Annotated in this window: 12 protein-coding genes and 1 pseudogene; 4 read left to right on the forward strand and 9 right to left on the reverse strand. The window is 66.0% G+C overall.

Annotated features, from left to right (window positions below):
- Positions 1-348: 348 nt before the first annotated feature.
- Complete coding sequence (locus ON22_RS00530) at positions 349-1089, reverse strand: lysophospholipid acyltransferase family protein (RefSeq protein WP_033243827.1); 741 nt, start codon at positions 1087-1089, stop codon at positions 349-351.
- Between the two features lie 58 nt (positions 1090-1147).
- Positions 1148-1909: a lysophospholipid acyltransferase family protein gene (locus ON22_RS00535; RefSeq protein WP_033243828.1), complete on the reverse strand. Its 762-nt coding sequence runs from the start codon at positions 1907-1909 to the stop codon at positions 1148-1150.
- Positions 1910-2009: 100 nt separating this feature from the next.
- Here ON22_RS00535 and ON22_RS00540 point away from each other — a divergent pair, with 100 nt between their 5' ends.
- The 3 genes from ON22_RS00540 (at position 2010) to hemC (ending at position 5632) form a co-directional block, all read left to right on the forward strand.
- Positions 2010-2969, forward strand: coding sequence for a hypothetical protein (locus tag ON22_RS00540; protein WP_051157010.1), 960 nt, complete (start codon positions 2010-2012; stop codon positions 2967-2969).
- 44 nt (positions 2970-3013) lie between these two features.
- Complete coding sequence (locus ON22_RS00545) at positions 3014-4591, forward strand: Rieske 2Fe-2S domain-containing protein (RefSeq protein WP_033243829.1); 1578 nt, start codon at positions 3014-3016, stop codon at positions 4589-4591.
- A gap of 114 nt (positions 4592-4705) precedes the next feature.
- Positions 4706-5632, forward strand: a complete 927-nt coding sequence (hemC, locus tag ON22_RS00550) for a hydroxymethylbilane synthase (RefSeq protein WP_033243830.1) — start codon at positions 4706-4708, stop codon at positions 5630-5632.
- A 6-nt stretch (positions 5633-5638) separates the two neighbouring features.
- Here hemC and ON22_RS00555 read toward each other — a convergent pair whose 3' ends face one another.
- The 5 genes from ON22_RS00555 to ON22_RS00575 are packed head-to-tail and all read right to left on the reverse strand — an operon-like array spanning position 5639 to position 11901.
- Entirely contained in the window at positions 5639-6334 is a 696-nt protein-coding gene (locus ON22_RS00555; protein WP_373280834.1) for a hypothetical protein, read from the reverse strand.
- Positions 6331-8007 carry an ABC transporter family substrate-binding protein gene (locus tag ON22_RS00560; protein WP_033243831.1) on the reverse strand — a complete coding sequence of 559 codons (1677 nt, stop codon included), beginning with the start codon at positions 8005-8007 and terminating at the stop codon, positions 6331-6333. Before ON22_RS00560 ends, ON22_RS00555 begins: the two co-directional genes overlap by 4 nt.
- Before the next feature lie 44 nt (positions 8008-8051).
- Positions 8052-9935 carry an ABC transporter ATP-binding protein gene (locus tag ON22_RS00565; protein WP_051157011.1) on the reverse strand — a complete coding sequence of 628 codons (1884 nt, stop codon included), beginning with the start codon at positions 9933-9935 and terminating at the stop codon, positions 8052-8054.
- A 14-nt stretch (positions 9936-9949) separates the two neighbouring features.
- Complete coding sequence (locus ON22_RS00570; protein ID WP_051157012.1) at positions 9950-10927, reverse strand: ABC transporter permease; 978 nt, start codon at positions 10925-10927, stop codon at positions 9950-9952.
- On the reverse strand, positions 10924-11901 hold the full coding sequence (locus ON22_RS00575) for an ABC transporter permease (protein ID WP_033244439.1): 978 nt from the start codon (positions 11899-11901) through the stop codon (positions 10924-10926). The genes ON22_RS00570 and ON22_RS00575 overlap by 4 nt, the downstream gene beginning before the upstream one ends.
- A gap of 132 nt (positions 11902-12033) precedes the next feature.
- On the opposite strand from ON22_RS00575, the gene ON22_RS00580 reads away from it, so the two are divergent.
- On the forward strand, positions 12034-12891 hold the full coding sequence (locus tag ON22_RS00580) for a Cof-type HAD-IIB family hydrolase (RefSeq protein WP_033243832.1): 858 nt from the start codon (positions 12034-12036) through the stop codon (positions 12889-12891).
- 266 nt (positions 12892-13157) lie between these two features.
- Here the strand turns inward: ON22_RS00580 and ON22_RS37160 are convergent.
- Positions 13158-13307, reverse strand: a pseudogene (locus tag ON22_RS37160) (hypothetical protein); the annotation flags it as partial.
- 50 nt (positions 13308-13357) lie between these two features.
- Positions 13358-15697: an N-acetylmuramoyl-L-alanine amidase gene (locus ON22_RS00585; protein WP_063820510.1), complete on the reverse strand. Its 2340-nt coding sequence runs from the start codon at positions 15695-15697 to the stop codon at positions 13358-13360.
- Positions 15698-16246: the final 549 nt, after the last annotated feature.

Below are 16246 nucleotides of genomic sequence, written 5' to 3' on the forward strand. Positions count from 1 at the left end.
CCGCCCCATGTCAGGAAGGGGCGGCCGAACGATTACGGCCTGTCGCGCAGGCGGGTACCCGAATCCGGGTAGGCCGGGATATTGCTGTGGACGAATGTGGACAGCTCGGCCACCGGCCCACAGGGGATCCGGCAGTTGGACGAGCAGCCGGGAGCTCTCGAGCCGAGCGTCCGGTTGTGGATTCTGTCGTGGGTTTCGCCGAGCCCGCTGACCGATGACAAACTGGAGCACCGCCGGGGCGGCGCTGTCGCCGGTCGGGAGGCGCGAACGACAGCAGCAGGTTGAGCGCTCCCGCGTTCGGGTGCCGCACCGAAAACTTGCGAGCAGTCCTGAAGCCGCGGCGTCCCGCTAGGGGCGTGGGGTATGGCGGCGGGCGTACTCCTCGGCCTCCAAGACGGCGGCCTGTTCCAGCGTCGGGGCGCTACCGCCCAATCGGGCCGGCACCCACGGCTCACCCGTCGGCATCGGGTAGCCGTCCTGGGCAGCGGTCAGTAGACCGCTCATCCGAGTGCGCAGCGCGGCGGTCACCTCGTCCGCCGAACCTGTAGCTTCCAACGGTTCACCGATCCGGATACTGATCGGGAAATTGTGCCGGCCGAGCTGCCGGGGAAATCCCTTGGTCCAGATTCGTTGCGCACCCCAGATGACCAGCGGAATAATCGGCGCGCCGGATTCCAGCGCCATCCGGGCCGCACCCGATTTGAATTCCTTCAGTTCGAAACTGCGGCTGATGGTCGCTTCCGGATAGACGACGACCAGTTCCCCTTCGCGCAGCGCCGTCACGGCCCGGCCGAACGATTCCGCGCCTGCCGTGCGGTCCACGCCGATCGCCTTGCAGTGTTTCATCAGGAAACCGACGATGCCGTGTTCGAGTTCGGCTTTCATCATGTACCGCACATTGCGACCCGACCGGCGCCCCACCACTCCTACCTGCATGAAATCCAGATAGGACGTGTGGTTCACCGCGAGTACCGCGCCGCCGGTGCCTGGGATATGTTCCTGGCCGCGGATATCCACCCGCAGGCCCTGGGCGAAGCACACCGTGTGCACCAGCCCGGCGAGAATATCGAAAACCGGCTCCCGCGCCATTGCGACTCCTGCTCACTGCCTGCGGATATACCCGCTCCCCGGTATCGCCGCGCAGTGGTTACGCGTCGGCCGGGCTGTCGCCGCCGCGTTTGTGGGCGGCCCGCTGCGCGGCCTCGGCGGCATCCATCGCGTCGGCTTCTTCCAGGGTAGGGGCACTGCCGCCCAGCCGGGCGGGAACCCAATAGGCGCCGGGTTCGTGGTGGTAGTTCTCCTGTAACCCGTGCAGCAGCCGCTGCATCGTGGAGCGCAGTTCGGCGGTGAGTTCGGCCGCGGGCTCATCGGGCCGGATCGGTTCCCCGACAGCGATCGAGATCGGGGTGTTGGTGCGGCCGAGCCGTTTCGGATACCCCTTGGTCCAGACGCGCTGCGCACCCCAGATGACGATCGGGATGATCGGCACATCGGCTTCGAGGGCCATCCGGGCTGCACCCGATTTCAGCTGTTTGATCTCGAAGCTGCGACTGATCGTGGCCTCGGGGTACACGCCGACGAGTTCGCCGCGGCGCAGATAGTCCACGGCGGCCTGGTACGAGTCGGCGCCGGCGGTGCGGTCGACCGGAATATGTTTGAGGGCCCGCATGATCGGGCCGGAGATCTTGTTCTCGAAGACTTCGTGTTTGGCCATGAACCGGATGTAGCGCTTGGGTGTACGCACCGGCAGACCCGCATAGGTGAAATCCATGTACCCGGTGTGATTGACCGCGAGCACCGCACCGCCGGTGGCGGGAATGTTCTCGTCGCCGGTGACGGTGAATTTCAGGCCCTCGAGGAAGAAGACGGTCCGGGCCAGCCCGATGACAGTCCGGTAGACGGGATCCACAAGTCCGCTAGCGTAGTCGCTGCCATGATGACCGGCACCGCCCGGCCCGCGAAAGCACGCCTCGTGGGCCCTGTTCGAACCGGTATGTACCGCAGGAAAGGTGATCGTCGAAGTGGAACGCGTCCGCCCCGTACCGTCGCGCCGACCCGGCCGCGCAACCGCACCGCGCCGTGCAGGCGATCTCCGCGCCGGTGCCGCACCGCGCCGCCACCGGGGCCGGTCGGCGGTGATCGGGCTGGCCGCGGCCGGTCTGCTGCTGGCCACCGGATGTGATTCGGTCTCCGGTATTCCGGTCGATGATCCGGCCACCGAGTCGGCCGATACCGATACGAGCGCCGCGCCGGCCGATACCGCCACCGCCGTGGCACCTTCGCCCACACTGCCGCCGGTCCCCGCGGACGCACCGCTGGTCGGCGAGGTGCCCGGGGTTCCGGAGGCTGCTCCCGCACTGCAACGTTTCGCCGTCGACCTGCGCGCCGGTGATCTCACGACTCTCCAAGAGGCCTGCTGGACCATCCCGCCCCTCACCACGCAGACCATGTACGCCGACCCCGACGCCGTGCTCAGTGCGCTGGCCCAGCCGGGTACGGCGACCGACGGAACCCTCACCTGGACAGATGGAGTGACGAGCGTCACGGCCGAGCGGGATCGGGTGGCGTCCGGATATGCCTGCGGCCGCGTGTTCCCCGCCGGCGTGGAACCGGCGCACGACGCCGCCGACGCCCGGCACACCGTGCGCCGATACCTGTCCCGGCTCGTCGGCCAACCGTTGCACCCCGACGACCAGGAAGCCGAATATCCGTTGGTCTGCGCGGCGAACCCGGCCACCTGGGATCCCCAGGCCACCGGCGCGCCGGTGCCCGCGCCGTTGGCGAACAATCCCGGCATGCTCACCGGAACCACCGGTTTCACCGATCAGCAGATCAGTTCCCAGCAGCTGACCCCGGGATATATGTCGGTGACGGCGCCGGTGACAAATGCCTCCGGAGTCACGCAGAATCGGACATTTGTCCTCGCCGATGGTGACAACGGCTACTGCATCGGGGAAATCTCGTCCTGAGCCACTACCCTGGAAGCCTGCAATCGGTCAAGAGGAGCGAGCACGTGCAGATCACCAGCGTCGGACATGCGGGATTCCATATCCGGACCGCGGCCGGGACGATCCTATGCGATCCCTGGGTGAACCCCGCGTACTTCGGTTCCTGGTTCCCGTTCCCGGACAACACCCAGCTCGATTGGGAGGAACTCGGGAACTGCGATTTCCTCTACGTTTCCCATTTGCACCGCGATCATTTCGACGCCGCGCATCTGCTGGAGTACGTGAACAAGGACGCCACCGTCCTGCTGCCCGACTACCCGGTCCCGGACCTGCGTCGTGAGCTGGAGAAACTCGGTTTCCACAAATTCTTCGAAACCGAGGATTCGGTCAAGCACACGGTGACCGGTGCCATGGGTGCCGGCGGTGGCGATCCCACCGCCGAACTGGACATCATGATCGTCGCGCTACGCGCTCCCGCGGACGGCCCGATCGGTGATTCCGGACTCATCGTCTCCGACCGGGAAACCACCTGTTTCAATATGAACGACGCGCGGCCGGTCGATATGGACGTGCTGCACGACGCCTTCGGCACGATCGATATTCATCTGCTGCAGTACTCGGGCGCCATCTGGTACCCGATGGTTTACGACATCCCGGCGCGCACGAAATCGAATTTCGGTAAGCAGAAGCGGCAGCGCGGAATGGACCGGGCCCGCAGCTATATCGAGCAGGTCGGCGCCACCTGGGTTGTTCCGTCGGCCGGTCCGCCGGTTTTCCTGGACGACGAACTGCGCTATCTCAACGACGATCGCGGCGACGAGGGAAATATCTTCCCCGACCAGATGGTCTTCCTCGAGCAGATGCGCGAGCACGGCCACGACCGCGGCCTGCTGATGGTGCCCGGTTCGACGGTCGACGTGCACGGCGCCGAACTCGAACTGAACCATCCCTACGATCCCGACACCGTCTGGAACGATAAGGCCGCCTATATCGAGAAGATGGCGCAGCGGCTGGCACCGGTGCTGGTCGCGGAGAAGAAGACCTGGGCGTCCGCCGAAGGCGAACCGCTCCTCGAACCCCTGCGCGACCTGTTCGAGCCGATCATGCGGCAGAGCGATCTCATCTGCGACGGCATCGGTTACCCGGTCGGCTTGGTGCTGGGCGACGAAACCGTGGTTCTGGACTTCCCGGCCCGCCAGGTCCGCGCTCCCCGCGAGGGCGAGGGCAAATACCGCTACGGCTTCCGGATCGCCCCCGAACTCGTCCGCACCGTCCTGCGGGATCAAGAACCGGACTGGGTGAACACGATTTTCCTGTCCACCCGCTTCCAGGCCTGGCGTATCGGCGGCTACAACGAGTACCTGTACACGTTCTTCAAATGCCTCACCGACGAACGCATCGCCTATGCCGACGGCTGGTTCTCCGAAGCCCACGACGATTCGGCCTCGGTCGAGGTGGCCGGCTGGGAAATCCAGCGCCGCTGCCCCCACCTCAAAGCCGATCTGTCGAAATTCGGTGTAGTGGACGGAAACACCCTCACCTGCAACCTGCACGGCTGGCAGTGGGACCTGGAATCGGGCCGCTGCAAAACCTCGAAGGGCCACGAACTCCGCTCCCGGAAACTGACCGAACCGGCAGGGTAGAGGAGCCATTCACCTCGGAAATTGCGACCGGTCGGTTTCCGGCGGCCTGACTTCGATACCGAGACCGTGGGGACGGCCGGTTGCCGCGGTTTCGGGCGGCGGTAGAGTCACGCCATGGCCTCGCGCATTATCCGGGTCGCGACCCGGGCCAGTCCTATGGCAGTTGCCCAAGCCGAGCAGGTGGCGGCTGGTTTATCCGAGTTCGGTGCGGAAACCGAACTGGTGAAGGTGACCGCTGCCGGTGACCGCTGGATGGGTGATCTGGCAGCACTCGGTGGCAAGGGGGCTTTCGTCAAGGAAATCGACGATGCCCTGCTGCACGACGAGGCCGATCTGGCCGTGCACTGCCTGAAGGATATTCCGGGTGATATACCGATTCCGGAAGGTATCGCGTTCGCCGGATTCCCGAAACGCGACGATGTGCGCGACGCGATCATCACCAAGGACGGCCGGCCGCTGTCGGAACAACCGCCGGGAACCGTTGTCGGCACCAGTTCGGTGCGCCGGGCCGCGCAGCTGCGGTTGCACTATCCGCAGCTCGAGATGAAACCGCTGCGCGGGAATATGAACTCCCGGCTCATGCGGCTCGAGGACGGGTACTGCGATGTGCTGATCGCCGCCGTCGCCGGTATGTACCGGATCGGCCAGGAGGATCGGATCACCGAAATCCTGCCGCTGGAAATCATGTGCCCCCCGATCGGCGCCGGTGTCCTCACCCTGGCCTGCCGCGCCGACGACGACGAGGTCCGAGAACTCGCGGGCCGGCTCGACCACGCCGAAACCCGCCGCGTCGTCGACGCCGAACGCGCGATGCTGCACGCCCTGCAGGGCCACTGCAATTCGCCGATCGCCGGGGTCTGCGTGATCGAACCCGCCGGCCGGCTCTCGTTGCACGGCAAGGTGTTCAACCTCGAGGGAACTCAATGGCTGGATTCGCAGCATTGGGGTGTCCCGGAGGATCCGCAGGCACTGGGCTTCTTCGTGGGATCGGACCTGCTGCGGCAGGGTGCGCGCAGGATCATCGACTCCATCCCGCACTGAGCCGAGTCAGCTCGGGTCCGATCCGCGGATTGCGGCGAGCCAGAGGGCGGCCGCGGCGGCGACACAGCATGCGCCGGTGAAGGCGGGAATGCCACCGCCCACGACGTAGACCCAGAGCAGACCTGCGAACGGTGCCGCCACCGCGGACTGGGCGTCCAGCAGTAGCCGCCGGGTGAGTTTCGTGGCGGTCCGTGCGCGGACCGGGGCGTCCGGGTCGGTCCGTGTGGGGTTGTCGATCAGGCGTCCAGGGGGCTCCTGATCACGTGCGCGACCCGACGGAAATATGCGGAATCCACTGTCGGAAACGGTGTCCGGGTCGGTATTCGTATTCCGCAGTACCACCTGACGGTCGCTCAGCAGAGCCGTGCCGCCGGTGTACGAGATCAGTTCGGGGCCGAAGTACACCGGCAGCCACCGGATGCGCTCACCATCGCGCAGTTCCAGCCAGGACCGGCTGAGCAACTGATACTCCTGCCGGACCCGCCGCACGGTGACTGTTCCGCGGTCGCCGATGCCGCCCTGGAGAACACCCAGCGCCACCGCGATCCGGTACCCGCTGTACCCCACGATCCCGATCGCCACCACCGCCAATGCGCTGAGCTGGTCCGGATCGGCAAACGGCGCCCACGCGGTGAGTACCGCGAGGGCGCCGATCGTTACGCACAGCGGATAGGCCAGTGGGTGGCCTATCCGGGATCTCACTTCAGGAATCCGATTTTCGTGTAGTCGAGCGAGGCGAGTCCGGCGGCACCGTAGTTGGCGAGGTTATCGCGCACGCCGACATTCCCGGCAGACTGCACCAGCGGAATCGAATGCCCTTCGGCCCAGATCTCCTTATCGACCTGATTGGCCAGATCGATGGCCTTCTGCGGATCCAGCTCCGACAGCGTCTGCTCGATCAGCTCGTTCAGTTCGGGCGAACCGATGCGACCGTAGTTGCCCTGCAGATCGTCGGGGTAGTAGCCCCAGATCTGCGGGATGCTGCTCAGCGGGAACGCATCGCCCTGCCAGCTCCACTGGCCCACATCGAAATTGCCGGGCTGGATCACATCGGTGAAGAAACCGTTCCCCGGTTTGGTCTCGATGACGAGCTTGACCCCGATCTGGGCGAGGTTCTGCTGGATGATCTGCGCGATCTGCACCCAGGTCTGGTCGTTATACATCACATCGCGGATCTCGAGCCGGCGTCCATCCTTTTCGCGGACGTCGCCGTTGAGTTTCCAGCCGAGGGCGTCCAGTTCCCGGGCCGCGGCTTCCGGGTCGAACGGCAGACTGTTGTCCTGATAGCCGTCCTGGCCTTGCAAGAAGATGTGGTTGTTCAGTGGTTTCGGGTCGGGGACCAGCCCATTCTGCATGGCTTTGGCGATACCGTTGCGGTCGATTGCTTTGATGATCGCTACACGTACCGCAGGATCCTCGAGCAGTGAGCCGGGAGCACCGTTGAAAGTCAGGTGATTCCAGAAGTTGCTGGGTGCCCGCCGGATCACTACGCCGGCTGTGTTGCGCGCGGTCTCCATATCATCGCGTGTGCCGAGCCCGACCGCGTCCACCTCGTTGTTCGCCAGCGCCGGCACCATCGCTTCGGACGCCAGTTCGCTGAAGGTGATGGTGTCGAGTTTGGGAGTATCGCCCCACCATTTGGGGTTACGGCCCAGCACGACCCGGCCTTGCGCCCGGTCGGTGGACTGGACGACGAAGGGGCCGGCGGTCTTGGTGACGCCGTTTCGCCAGCCCTCGTTGAACGCCTCGGGTGTGGCGGTTGCCTCCTTCGGCAACAGCATGCTGTTGCCCGCGAACTGCCCGGCCCAGTCCGCGAAATGCTTCTCGAAGGTGATGATCGCCTGGCGATCGTCGACCCCGCGCTCCACCTTCTCGACCCGGTCGAAGCCCATGGTGTTGGAGATCAGGAAGCGGTCGTCGCGGCCGCTCAGCGCGTTCGCCTGGGAGGCTATGTCCTCCCAGGTGATCGGGCTGCCGTCCGACCACACGGCCTTCGGGGTGATCGTGTAGGTCACCTGCTGCGGCTCGGTGTTGGTGAGCTCCACGCTGGTGAAGTAGTTGGTGTCCACGGAGATCTTGCCGGCCGAATCGGTGACGAACGACCGGGGCAATGTCGGCCTGACGACGGAAGCGACTCCACCGTCACTGTCCAATTGCAGCGGATTCCACTGCTCCGGGTAGGACGACATGACCAGTCGGAGATTCCCGCCGTCGCGCAGTTCACTCACATCGTGCGGGTTGATGTCGTTGACCGTCCCCAGCGCGGCGACCGCGCCTTCCGGCGCACCGGTGTCGTTCGCGCCGCACCCGGCCGCGAGCAGGGCAACGGCGAACAGCGGTACCGCGAGCCTTCTCCCCACAGATCGAATCCTCATGGCCGATACTTCCTTCCTGCCGGTGGGCCCGGCGAGCACGCCTGTCAACCCTGTACCACGGGCACGGGTACCGCCTCGATCAGCGACCGTGTGTACGCGTGTTCCGGGGCTTCGAAGATCTGCTCGGCCGGACCCGCTTCCACGATCTCGCCGCGGTACATCACGGCGATATCATGCGCCAGATTCCGCACCACCGACAGATCGTGCGAGACGAAAAGATAGGACAGCCCGCGTTCGGCTTGCAGGTCGCGCAGTAGGTTCAGTACTCCGGCCTGGATGGACACATCCAGTGAGGACACCGGTTCGTCGAGTACGAGCAGTTCGGGGTCCAGAGCGAGGGCCCGGGCGATACAGATGCGCTGTTTCTGGCCGCCCGAGAAATCGCCCGGATACCTGTCGGCGTGTTCGGGTCGCAAGCCCACCTGCCGCAGCAGCGCCGGTACCCGCTGGGCTATCTCGGATTTCGGCCGCCCGGCGATCCGCATCGGTTGCCCAACGGCGTCGGCCACGGGCAGGCGGGGGTCGAGTGAGGCGGTGGGATCCTGGAAGACGATCTGCAGTTTCCGGCGCAGTTCGCGACGTTCGGATCGGGTCAGGGTCGCCACATCGCGGCCCATGACCTCGATGGATCCTGACTGTGGTTTCACGAGGTCGAGGATTTGGGTAAGTGTTGTCGATTTTCCGGACCCCGATTCGCCGACCAGGGCGAGCGTGCGTCCGGCGCGGATCTCGAAGCTGATACCGTCCACCGCCCGAACCTCGCCTTTACGGCGCCGCAGCAGTACACCGGAGGTGATCTGGAACGTTTTCACCAGGTCGGTGACCTTCAATACGACCCGGGCATCCGCTGCGGGTGTGGCGGCCGCGGCCCCTACTTCCTGGCGGTACGCGTCGAACAATGCGCCGGAGCTCAGCTCGGCGGTGCGGATGCATGCGGCGGCCTGACCCGGATCGGTTTCGCTGAGCGGTGGTTCGGCGGCCCGGCAGTCGTCGATCGCCACTGGACAGCGTGGCGCGAACGAACATCCCGGCGGTAGCGCGTGCATGGCAGGTGGGGCGCCGACGATCGGGATGAGGGGCGCGCGTGCGGATCCGTCCATCCGGGGGATGGAGCCGAGCAGGCCCACGGTGTACGGCATTCGCGGGTTCCGGAACAATGCCGCAGTACTCGCGGTTTCCACGATCCGGCCGGCGTACATCACCGCAACACGGTCGGCGATGGTGGCGGCGATACCCATATCGTGGGTGATCATGATGACGCCGGCGCCGGTGATATCGCGCGCTTTGCGCAGCAGGTTCAGGATCTGCTTCTGCACCGTTACGTCGAGTGCGGTGGTCGGTTCGTCGCAGATGATCAACGCGGGATCGTTGGCGATGGCCATCGCGATCACCACGCGCTGGCGCATTCCGCCGGAGAACTCGTGCGGAAAAGCCCTGGCCCGCAGTTCGGGATCGGGGATACCGACCAGGTCCAGCAGTTCCACCGCGCGTTTCGCGGCAGCATCTTTGCTCATGGCACCGTGCGCGAGCAGTGCCTCGGCTATCTGGTCGCCCACCCGGAATACCGGGGTGAGCGCCGAGAGCGGGTCCTGGAACACCATGCTCACCGCGCTGCCGCGCAGCCGCGACAATTCCTTGTCGCCCAGCCCGATCAGCTCCCGGCCGCGCAACCGAATCGAGCCGCCGACGCGCGCCTGTTCCGGCAGTAGGCCCATAACCGCCAGTGACGATACGGACTTACCGGAACCGGATTCGCCGACGATGGCGAGAACTTCGCCGTCGGCCACCGAGTAGTCCACACCGCGGACGGCCTCGATACGACCCTCTTCGCTGGGAAAGGAAACCCGTAGGCCGGTCACCTCGAGCAGCGGCGCGGTCGACTCCGTCGCGGCCGACCCACCGGACCGGTTCGCCGCCGATTCCGTCATCGTGTTGCCTCCGGTCATTTCCCCGACCCCTCCGCTGTGCGGGCCTCCTGCGCTCGCTGCGCTTTCCGTTCCTTCCGGGACGGACGGGACCGGGCGTTCTTCGCCCCGGGATCGAAGGCATCACGTAACCCGTCGCCCACCAGATTCGCGCAGAGCACAGTGACGATCAGCAGACCACCCGCGAACATGAACAACCACGGGTAGGTCATCGCTGAGCTGGTGCCGTTGGCGATCAGTGTGCCCAGCGAGACATCCGGCGGCTGCACACCGAATCCCAGGAAGCTCAGACCGGTTTCGGCCATGATCGAGGCACCCACGGTGAGTGTCGTATCGATGATCAGGATCGAGGCGATATTGGGCACGATATGGGTCAGGATCACCGTATGCGTGGGAGCGCCCATATAGCGTGCAGCCCGGACGAATTCGCGTTCGCGCAGGCTCATGGTCAGACCGCGCACGATCCGCGCACTGATCATCCAGCCGAACACACTGAGCAGCACGATCAAGAGCACGATCGAACCGCTGCCCTTCGTGCGTGGCGCGAACAGGGCCACGATGATGAAGCTCGGAACCACCAGCAGCAGATCGACCAGCCACATGAGGGCACGATCGGTCCAGCCACCCAGTAGTCCGGCGATCGCCCCGACCAGCGCGGCTAGGGTTGTGGAGGCCACCGCCACACAGAATCCGATGATCAGCGATTTCTGCAGGCCGCGCAGGGTTTGGGCGAGTACGTCCTGCCCGATTTCGTTGGTGCCGAAGGGATGCTGCGGGCTCGGGGGCTGCAGCAGCGCGGTGTAATCGAGTTCCTTGTGGTCGTACGGCAGAAATCCCGGCAGTACGAACGCGGCGAGGAACAGCAGGACCAGGATCGCGGCGCCGAACAGTGCGGGTTTGTTCCGCAGGAAACGGCGCAGCACCAATTTGCGCCGGCCACTCGCCGCGGGTTCCGGCGCGCCCTGTACCAGGATCTCGGTTTCGTTGATACTCATGCCACCCGCACCCTCGGGTCGAGAATCGCGTAGACGATATCGGAGAGCAACCCGGACACCAGCACCACCAGACCGGCGAACGCGGTCACCGTGGCGACCACGTATATATCCTGCGCGTTGATCGAATCGACCAGCCATTCCCCGACGCCGTGCCAGCCGAAAATCTTCTCGGTGAAGGTCGCGCCGGTGATCAGCCCGCCGAGACTGTAGGCGAACAGTGTTGCCATCGGGATGAGCGCGGTGCGCAGACCGTGTTTGTAGAGCGCCTTGTTCCGCGTGAGTCCTTTGGCTCGCGCGGTACGGATGAAATCGCTCTGCAATACGTCGAGCATGGCGTTGCGCTGATAGCGGCTGTATCCGGCCATACCGCCGAGCGCGAGGGTCAAGGTGGGCAGCACCAGATGCTGTAGCCGGTCGACGAGTTGCGCGCCGAAACCCTCGATATGGCCGGCGGAGGTCTCGCCGGTGTACAGGAAGATCTGCTGGCCGGTCAGTGAGTTGATCTCCAGCGCACCGAACTTCAACAATGTGGCCAGTAGGAAGACCGGGGTGGACAGGATCAGCAGCGAGAAAACCGTGGTGAAGTAGTCACTGAATCTGTACTGGCGGATTGCGCCGGCCGCGCCGATCAGCACGCCGAGCACGGTGCCGATGATGGATCCCAGAATCAGCAGGCGCAGGCTCACCGCCACCCGCCTGCCGAGTTCTTCGCTCACCGGCTGTCCGCCGAGGGTTTCGCCGAAGTCGCCCTGCACCACGCCTTTCATCCAGATCACGTAGCGCTGCGGTATCGGCTCGTCGAGATGCAGTTCCTCGGCCTTGGCATCGATCACCGACTGCGGGGGACGCGGGTTGCGCTGTTCCAGGCTGTCCAGCGGCCGGAAGGTCAGCGAGGCGAGACTGAAGGTCAAGAAGGACGCCAGCAGCAACAGTACGACGTAGTTGAGTGCGCGTCGCAACAGAAAGCCGGCCATCATTCCCCTCGATATCAGGTGTGGTCCCTGATCATAGGGAGCGTTTCCGCGACCTGCGCGCCGGATGGCTCGCTGCGTGTTCACCCCGCAGTCGGTGCCCGCGGGGGCTCGCCCTATCGGGGACACAGCAGAATGGGCGAGGTGACCGCATCGCAACTGCCCAAACCCAAGCTTGTGGCCTCCGACGTGGACGGCACACTGATCGACCCGTACGAGCGGGTCACCGCGCGGACCCGGGATGTCGTGGCGGCGCTGGTGGCCGACGGAGTGCAGTTCGTGCTGGCGACCGGGCGGCCGCCGCGGTGGATTGCGCCGGTGGTCGCGGGGCTCGGGTTCGCGCCGTTGTGCGTCTGCGGTAACGGGGCGGTGCTCTACGACCCCGAAACCGACCGGGTGCTGAGCACCACCGTCCTCGATGTGCCGACGCTGGCCTGGCTCGCCGATCTCGCGGAGAAGGTACTGCCCGGATGTGGTCTGGCGGCCGAGCGGGTGGGCGCCAGCGCGCACGATGCGGCGACGCCGCAGTTCGTGAGCTCGCCGGAATACGTGCACGCGTGGCTGAACCCCGACGATACGGCCGTGGCACGCGACGAGGTCATCGCCTCCCCGGCGATCAAAATGCTGATCCGGTTGCCGGAGGCGAGCAGCGGCGATATGGCGGCGACACTGGCCGGGCATATCGGTGACCGGGCGGATATCACCTATTCGACCGATCACGGGCTGGTCGAGATCTCGGCGCCCGGCGTCACCAAGGCGCACGGGCTGCGCATCATCGGCGAGCGGCTCGGTATCGATCCGGCCGATATGGTCGCATTCGGCGATATGCCCAACGATGTGCCGATGCTGCGGATGGCGGGACTGGGTGTCGCGATGGGCCATGCGCATCCGGAGGCCATCGCGGCGGCGGACGAGGTGACCGGGACGAACTCCGAGGACGGGGTCGCGCGGGTGCTGGAACGCTGGTGGCCGCAGGACGATACGCACCGCTGACGCGCACCGGGACTGCCGTCACCGGTATCGGGGCATCTGCGCGGCCGCGCATGATCTGATGGCCCGCGACTGTCCCGGCTCCTCGCGCAGCGTCCGCTCGCCGCCCGTCGAAATACACAGATGGCCGGTACCGTCCTGCCAACACTGTCCACGTTCGGCGGCTCAGCCGGCCACCGGGGCCGGTCTGCGAGCGGAGCGTTCGCGAGCCGGGATCTGGGGGCCCGCTGAGGGCTGAGGAGGACTGCCCGGAGCATCGAGAAGGACCGCACCGAGAGCGAGGTCCGGGTGCCGGCATGTGCGCGCCGCGCGTTGGTCGCCGACTCTTCCAAGTAGAGAGTGCGCACATCCAGCGGCTCACCCGGACGCCGGGAGTTCGAAAAGTGCTGGCCGGAGACCGAGCAACATTGGCCGTACACAGAACCGCGCCGACCGTGGTACACGGTCGGCGCGGTGATCCGGACTCGATTCAGGCGGCCGGGGCCGGTGGGACTATCGGTTCGCCGGCGGTTGCCGAGGGTGCTGGAGCTCCTTCTGGGCTGGCCGGGGCCGGTAGCGGGTTATGCGGTGGCGACTGCTGCTCCGGCGTGCCGGAAGGTTCGGGCGGTGCTGTCGGCGCGCCGGTGGGTGCCGGTTGTGCCGGGGGCGTTTCGTGGATCGGCGCACCGGCGGGCGCCGGCGCGCTGGGACTGCTCGGCGTGGAACTGTCTCCCGGAGCCGGAGCTTGGGCCTGCGCTTGGCCCGGAACCGGAGCTTGTGAATGGGCCGGAACCTGAGCGGGCGCTTGTGGTTGCGGAGCCGGGGCGGCCGAGGCCGGTGCGGGAGCCCCCGGCACCTGGTCGTGCACGGGCGGCGGGGCGGCGAGCGCGGGTGCCGGTGTCGGTGCGATTCCCTGCGGTAGTCCCGGCGCGGGCATCGGGGCGGCCTGCGGGTGCGGTGCTTGATCCGGTGCACCCTGGACCTGCTGCTGGTTGAGTTCGTTGTAGGTCTTCCAGAGCGTGCTGACGACATCGGTCGCCTGGTTCAGGATCAGCGAACCGTTCTGGAAATCGGCACGCAAACCCTCGGGAACCGGGTAGGGGCTGGTCAGCGGCAGGCCGAGGGCACCGGCATCGGCGCCGAGCTCCAGGAAGCGGTCGAGGATTTTGCCGACCACTTCGTGGGCCTGACCGTCGGGGGTGGTGTAGACGTACCCGTTCACGAATTTCGCGTACTGCTGGCCCTGCGCCGCGGGCAGAGGTTCGGAGGTCGCCTGGCCGAGTGGGCCGTCGGGGCCGCCTTTGGCGACCCAGTATTTGGCGATCAGGTTGTCATTGACCATGGTCAGCAGCTTGGCGGTGAGATCGGCGAGCGCGGCCAGGTCGGAGCGGGAGGCCTGGCTGCGCGGGGTCTGCGATTGTGATTGTGTTCCACCGGCTTCACCCGCGGCGATGGTGCGGATACGGTCCATCTGCCCGTATGCGGCATCGCCCGGGCAGCTGGTGTTGCCGACGTCGCGGTGCGCGAAGACCACCGGCAGTTTCACCTCTTCTCCGCGGGCGTACGGGGTGAATTCCGTACCCTCCGAGTACATGGTGGTCTGACCCTTCGGGTCGAGTCCGGCGATCTTCGCGCGCCAGCCGATGAACTTGCCGGTGGCTTCGATCGCGGCGTCGGTGGGCTGTTCGGTCTGGTAGTCGCCCATGATCGCGACCCCGGAGGTGTTCTCGTTGAAACCTCCCGAATGTGCGCCCTGCACCGGTTCGTTCAGGCCGCCGTAGCGCCCCTCGAAGATCTGCCCGTACTTGTCGACCAGGGCGTTGTAGCCCATATCGCACCAGCCGAGAGTTTTCGAATGGTAGGCGTAGATGGCGCGCACGATGCCGGCCGATTCGCCCTTGCTGTAATCATTGCGACCGGCGGTGTGGTGCACGGTGATACCGCCGAGGCCGTCGTCGTAGGTGGGTTCCTGACAGCGGATGGATTCGTCGGCGCCCCATTGATTACGGGTGATCACCCGCGGTCCGCCGCCGGGCAGGGCGGCGGCGATATCCTGCAAATTGTCGTCGACTGCGCCGCGACCGGGATCGATCAGGACGGCGGTGAGATCGGGGGGCGGCTCTTGTGCACCGGCCGCGGCCGGGGTTGGGGACAGTGGTCCGCCCGGGGCCTGCTGTGGTGTCCGGGTGACCAGAACCTGTACCGCGGTGGTGTTTCCGACGTAGATCGGGTCGGTGCCTGCGGGCGCGCCGTCGGCCACGCCGTCGGCGCCGTCGATCGGGCTCGCTTCGTACCACTGGCCCCATGCGCCGTCGGGCTGTTCGGCGCGGACCATGACGGTGGTGTTGGCCAGGTCCGGCGCGGTCAGCGCGACCATGCTGAACGGCTCTTCCCGGGTCAGCTCCTTGACCTGGGCGCCGACGGCGTTCATGAATTCAGGGGGGATGACGCCGGGGGTGAGTGCCGGCGTGTCGGCGGAGGGTGTGCCGCCGCCGGGGGCGCCGGTGACGAATCCGGGGACCTGTCGGCCGGATGCCGGCCCCGATGGGGAATCGGCCGGGGCGAGTCCGGACAGATCGAGTGCTTGTAAATCCGATAATCGCAGGTCGGGGAGTTCGAGGCCGGTCAGTTCGGCCAGTGGCAGGACGATATCGGTGGCATTGCTCAACGCCTGCTCGGTGAGCAGGGGCGGTACGGCGGTGAGTTCCACCTGATCGGCCGATTTGTGTGGGCTGATAACCGTGGGAACCAGGAGCGGCCCCGCTACCGCAATCAGCGCGACAACCGGCAGGACGTAGGAACGCTTCGGTTTGCGGTAGGGCACGAGCATCTCCAATCAGGGTTGCAACCGGTGATCGGTGAGCAAGTCATGCTTGCGTACTCGAGTCTCACAGACCACACTAGCCACATTCGTCACAAATCTAAACCTGAGGTTGAGGCTTACCTGGTCGCTCGAATGTAGCTCCCGGAGCGTGGCCGGTCGAAACGACATGCCGACGTCGTGTCGAGGCAAACGTCCGGGCGAATCGATGGGAGTGCTCGTATGCCATACCGAAACAGCATAACTCGCTCGAAAGCTCCGCTGCGCCTTGGTAATCCGCTGGTAGTGCGCCGATTACCCCGGTCGATGCGGGGACGGAGGATCAGGCCCGGGCCGATGTTCGCCTGCGGCGCCACGGCTCTGCTGATCGGCGGATCGTTGTTGGCGCCCTCCGCCGGTGAGGTATACCGGATGATTGCCGAGGCCGGTCCCGGGCACGGCCGGGGGCTCAGCCAGCACGGTGCCCTGCAGAACGCGCGCAGCGGCCAGAGTGTCGAGCAGATCCTCGGGCACTACTACCCGGGGGCCGAGATCGGCACCGTCGGCCCGGCTTCGGTA

The sequence above is a fragment of the Nocardia carnea NBRC 14403 genome (assembly GCF_000308515.1).
Taxonomy (GTDB): Bacteria; Actinomycetota; Actinomycetes; order Mycobacteriales; family Mycobacteriaceae; genus Nocardia; species Nocardia carnea.

Bases quoted from the DNA above. Each gene is read 5' to 3' on its own strand.
- ON22_RS00530 (WP_033243827.1), bottom strand. From the start codon at position 1,089: ATGGCGCGGGAGCCGGTTTTCGATATTCTCGCCGGGCTGGTGCACACG.
- hemC (WP_033243830.1), top strand. From the start codon at position 4,706: ATGGCCTCGCGCATTATCCGGGTCGCGACCCGGGCCAGTCCTATGGCA.
- ON22_RS00585 (WP_063820510.1), bottom strand. From the start codon at position 15,697: ATGCTCGTGCCCTACCGCAAACCGAAGCGTTCCTACGTCCTGCCGGTT.
- ON22_RS00560 (WP_033243831.1), bottom strand. From the start codon at position 8,007: ATGAGGATTCGATCTGTGGGGAGAAGGCTCGCGGTACCGCTGTTCGCC.
- ON22_RS00570 (WP_051157012.1), bottom strand. From the start codon at position 10,927: ATGAGTATCAACGAAACCGAGATCCTGGTACAGGGCGCGCCGGAACCC.
- ON22_RS00575 (WP_033244439.1), bottom strand. From the start codon at position 11,901: ATGGCCGGCTTTCTGTTGCGACGCGCACTCAACTACGTCGTACTGTTG.
- ON22_RS00565 (WP_051157011.1), bottom strand. From the start codon at position 9,935: ATGACGGAATCGGCGGCGAACCGGTCCGGTGGGTCGGCCGCGACGGAG.
- ON22_RS00580 (WP_033243832.1), top strand. From the start codon at position 12,034: ATGGGCGAGGTGACCGCATCGCAACTGCCCAAACCCAAGCTTGTGGCC.